Genomic DNA, 3630 nt, shown 5'->3' on the forward strand with positions numbered 1-3630 from the left:
CTTAGCGAACCACGTAGGGCAGCAGGCCGAGGAAGCGGGCGCGCTTGATCGCCTTGGCGAGCTCGCGCTGCTTCTTCTGGCTGACGGCGGTGATGCGCGACGGCACGATCTTGCCGCGCTCGGAAATGTAGCGCTGCAGCAGACGCACGTCCTTGTAGTCGATCTTTGGCGCGTTGGCGCCGGAGAACGGGCAGGTCTTGCGGCGACGGTGGAACGGGCGCCGGGTCGGGATCTGGTTGATGTCGACCATTATTCTGCACCCCCTTCAACGCCTTCACGCGGGCGGCGCGGACCGCGCTCGCCATCGAAGCTGCGCGGCGGACGATCGCCACGGTCGCCGCGATCGCGGTCGCCGAACGAACGCGGGCCGCGGTCGCCACGGTCGCGGTCGCCGAAGCCGCCGCGCTCGGAGCGCTCTTCGCGCTTCTGCATCATCGCGGATGCACCTTCCTCATGCGCCTCGACCTTGATGGTCAGGAAGCGCAGCACGTCCTCGGACAGGCCCATCTGGCGCTCCATCTCGTTGAGCGCGGCCGGCGGGCAGGTCAGGTCCATCAGCGTGTAGTAAGCCTTCCGGTTCTTGTTGACCCGGTAGGTGAGGGACTTCAATCCCCAGTTCTCGACCCGGCCGACGGACCCGCCATTCGCGGTGATGACGCCCTTGTACTGTTCGACAAGCGCATCGACCTGCTGCTGCGAGAGGTCCTGCCGGGCAAGGAACACATGTTCGTATAGAGCCATAGTGTATCGGTGCCTTTCTTCGTTTCTCTCCCGGTTCCTCGCGGCTAAAGCCTCTGCAACTTCTCTGACCCGCGAAGCGGGGAAGAAAGGAGCATGACGAGACGGTCGAGAGCGGAGACACGGGAGGCGGAAGCGCTTCTGGCTTCACACGCAGGCTTTCGATAAGCCTGCGGCCCTCCGTTCAGCCCCCAGCAAGGACCGGCAGATTGCGGGGGTCTATACAGCAATTCCCGGGGAAGGCAAGGGAGGACGTCGGTCCTTGCCGTCGCAGTCAGGAAAAAACGCCAACATTCGGGAGCGAGCTATTTTATCGATTTTCCGGTAATCGGGCTTTAACCACCACAAGCGGTTGTTTTGCGTTGTAACCTCAAATTCACGACGAGAAGCGCACGAAATCGGGTGACCGCGCGGGGGCGGTCTGCTTGGCGATCCCGGGGGTAGGATGCTTCTCAAGAATTTCTGGCGCTCGAAGCGCGGCAACTTCGCGCTGGTGCTGGCGCTCGGCGTGCCGGCGATCCTCACCGCCGTGGCCTTCGCCACCGATGTCTCGACACTGATGAAGGCCAGGAGCAATCTGCAGAACGCGCTTGACGCGGCCAACCTGGCCTCTTCGCATCTCGGCGACATCGACATCTCGCGCAGCGATGCCTTCAACCGCTATTTCCAGGCCAATGTCGCGACCCACCGCGAACTGTCCAATGCCCAGGCCACGCTCAGCGTCGACAAGGGCGTCACCTACATCAAGACCAAGGCTGTCGCTTCGGCCGACGTCAATCTGAACTTCGCTTTCCTGTTCGGCGACGACAGGCACATCACCGTCGATGCCTCGGCGATGGAATCGAACAACCAGCTCGAAGTCGTGCTGGTGCTCGACAACACCGGCTCCATGGCAGGCGCGCGCATCAGCGCGCTCAGGCAGGCGACCAAGTCGCTGATCGACTATCTCGAGGCGGCCAAGTCGCCGACTCGCCAGGTGCGCGCCTCGCTGGTGCCATTTGTCACCGCCGTCAACGTCAATGGCCCTGATTTCGACCCGTCCTGGATCGACCTGAACGGCAAGTCGTCCACCAACGGCATCAATTTCCCGGCAGTAAAAGGCAAACGTCCAGATCATATGTCGCTGTTCAAGCAGCTTCAGCAGGACGTTCCGGCCTTGAAGCACACCGGCTGGAAGGGGACCGGCTGGAAAGGCTGCGTCGAGGCGCGGCCGGGCGCCTACAACATCTCCGACACGCCACCCGATCCGTCCAACCCGGACACGCTGTTCGTCCCCTACCTCGCGCCGGACGATCCCGACGTCGCCCGCAAGCCGTCCGCTTCCTACGGCAATTCGTCGACCGGCTACAACAACTCCTATCTTGACGACACAATCGACAAGACCAAGCTGGCGCTGCCGGGCGCCAACGTCCTCGGCATCGACCTTAGTGGCGTGCTCGACGCCAATGTAAGCAAGGTCGCGCGCTATGTTGCCTCGACCAACAAGATCGTGACCGAGACCGGCAGCACCATCACCGTCGGTCCGAATCGCGCCTGCCCGACCCCGATCGTCCCGCTCACCAACGATTTCGACAGCTTGCGCGCCGCCGCTGCCCAGATGAGCGAATGGAATGGTTCGGGCACCAACGTCTCGGAAGGGCTGGCCTGGGGTATGCGGGTGCTGTCGCCGCAGCCGCCCTATACCGACGCCACGCCTTGGAAGACCTCGGGCGTCAGCAAGGTCGTGATGCTGACCGACGGCGAGAATGTCGTCTACGGCGCCAGCGGCCAGCCGACCAAGTCGGACTATACGTCCTACGGCTATCTCGGAGGCGGCCGTTTCGGCTCCGACAACCAGACGGCGGCTGCGCGCAATGTCGATGGCTGGACAAAGGATGTCTGCACGCAGCTGAAGAGCCAGGGCGTGCAGGTCTACACCATGGTGCTGCAGGCCGATACTGCGGCCAACCGCGCGCTCTACAGTGCCTGCGCCTCCGATCCGAGCGACTATTACGCCGTCAATGATCCGAGCAAGCTGCCGAACGTGTTCCAGACCATCGCCAGCAAATTTTCGAAGCTGCAGCTGACGAACTGAACGGCGGGTTCGCCCGCCGGCTCAGCTTGTGTGGGCGACGACCTTGTCCACGGTTTCGGGGAAGAAGTCCGGCGCGGCGTTTCGCTTGCCGAACATCATGTCGTACTGGATCAGCCGGAAATCGTTGATCGCCGGGTCGACCTTCTTCTGCCGCGCCCAGTCGGGCGTCGCCTCGCCGGCCGGCGACAGCAGAAGGTTGCGGTCGACGACGCGGTAGCGCTCGCGCAGGGCGCCGAGGAAGCCGGTATAGTAGGGGTGCGTGATCCCGGCAGTGGTCAGGATATGGTAGGGCAGGAAGGCGGGGCTGACGGCGCCCATCTCCTCGGCCGGGCCGGTGCGGTTGGACCAGATGATCAGCGGCGTCTGGTGGTGCTCGAGTGCCGCTTCGGGCGAGGGCTCCTTGCGCGGCGCGACGTTGTCCTTGAGGAAGCCGGTCTCGACATAGACCGGCCCGAGCGGCGGCAGATGGTCGCCGAAGAAGGCGATCACCGTCGGCCGCTGGCGCTTCTTTGCCCATTCGACCAGCCGTTCCAGGCCGCGGTCGGCGTCGGCCGAGCCTTCGGCATAGCTCAGCAGCGATTCACGCGCCCAGGAGCTGATCGGCGCCGCGACCTTGTGGGACGGATTGTAATAGCGGTACGGCTCGTAGGGCCCGTGGTTCTGCAGGCTGACGGCGAACATGAAGACCGGGTCCTCGCTTGCGTCCGCCTCGCGGATGATCTCGTCGGTCATCGCCGCGTCGGAGGCCAGTGGCCCCCGCTTCTGCATCGGCGGCAGCGTCTCCTCCGAGCGGAAGTCGTTGAAGCCGAAATCGGCAT

General features: G+C 64.0%; 4 protein-coding genes. 1 reads left to right on the top strand and 3 read right to left on the bottom strand.

What is annotated here, in order from left to right; translation table 11 throughout:
• Nucleotide 1 precedes the first annotated feature (1 nt).
• Together rpsR and rpsF are read right to left on the bottom strand one after the other, a co-directional pair.
• Nucleotides 2-250 (bottom strand): 30S ribosomal protein S18, encoded by a 249-nt coding sequence (rpsR, locus tag EN780_RS29740; RefSeq protein WP_006203718.1) that lies wholly within the window; start codon nt 248-250, stop codon nt 2-4.
• The gene (rpsF, locus tag EN780_RS29745) at nt 250-741 is read right to left on the bottom strand and encodes a 30S ribosomal protein S6 (RefSeq protein ID WP_128276078.1); all 492 of its coding nucleotides are present in this window, start codon (nt 739-741) and stop codon (nt 250-252) included. The genes rpsR and rpsF overlap by 1 nt, the downstream gene beginning before the upstream one ends.
• 442 nt (nt 742-1183) lie before the next feature.
• Between rpsF and EN780_RS29750 the strand changes: the two genes are divergently transcribed.
• On the top strand, nt 1184-2812 hold the full coding sequence (locus EN780_RS29750) for a pilus assembly protein (RefSeq protein ID WP_128276079.1): 1629 nt from the start codon (nt 1184-1186) through the stop codon (nt 2810-2812).
• Nucleotides 2813-2833: 21 nt separating this feature from the next.
• Here EN780_RS29750 and EN780_RS29755 read toward each other — a convergent pair.
• A partial coding sequence (locus tag EN780_RS29755) for a sulfatase-like hydrolase/transferase (protein WP_145971010.1) occupies nt 2834-3630 on the bottom strand: 797 nt, incomplete at its 5' end.

The organism is Mesorhizobium sp. M4B.F.Ca.ET.089.01.1.1 (assembly GCF_004022605.1).
GTDB classification, from domain to species: Bacteria; Pseudomonadota; Alphaproteobacteria; order Rhizobiales; family Rhizobiaceae; genus Mesorhizobium; species Mesorhizobium abyssinicae.

Excerpts from the sequence above, each read along its gene's own strand:
- rpsF (WP_128276078.1), bottom strand. The coding sequence starts at position 741 with ATGGCTCTATACGAACATGTGTTCCTTGCCCGGCAGGACCTCTCGCAG.
- rpsR (WP_006203718.1), bottom strand. The coding sequence starts at position 250 with ATGGTCGACATCAACCAGATCCCGACCCGGCGCCCGTTCCACCGTCGC.
- EN780_RS29750 (WP_128276079.1), top strand. The coding sequence starts at position 1,184 with ATGCTTCTCAAGAATTTCTGGCGCTCGAAGCGCGGCAACTTCGCGCTG.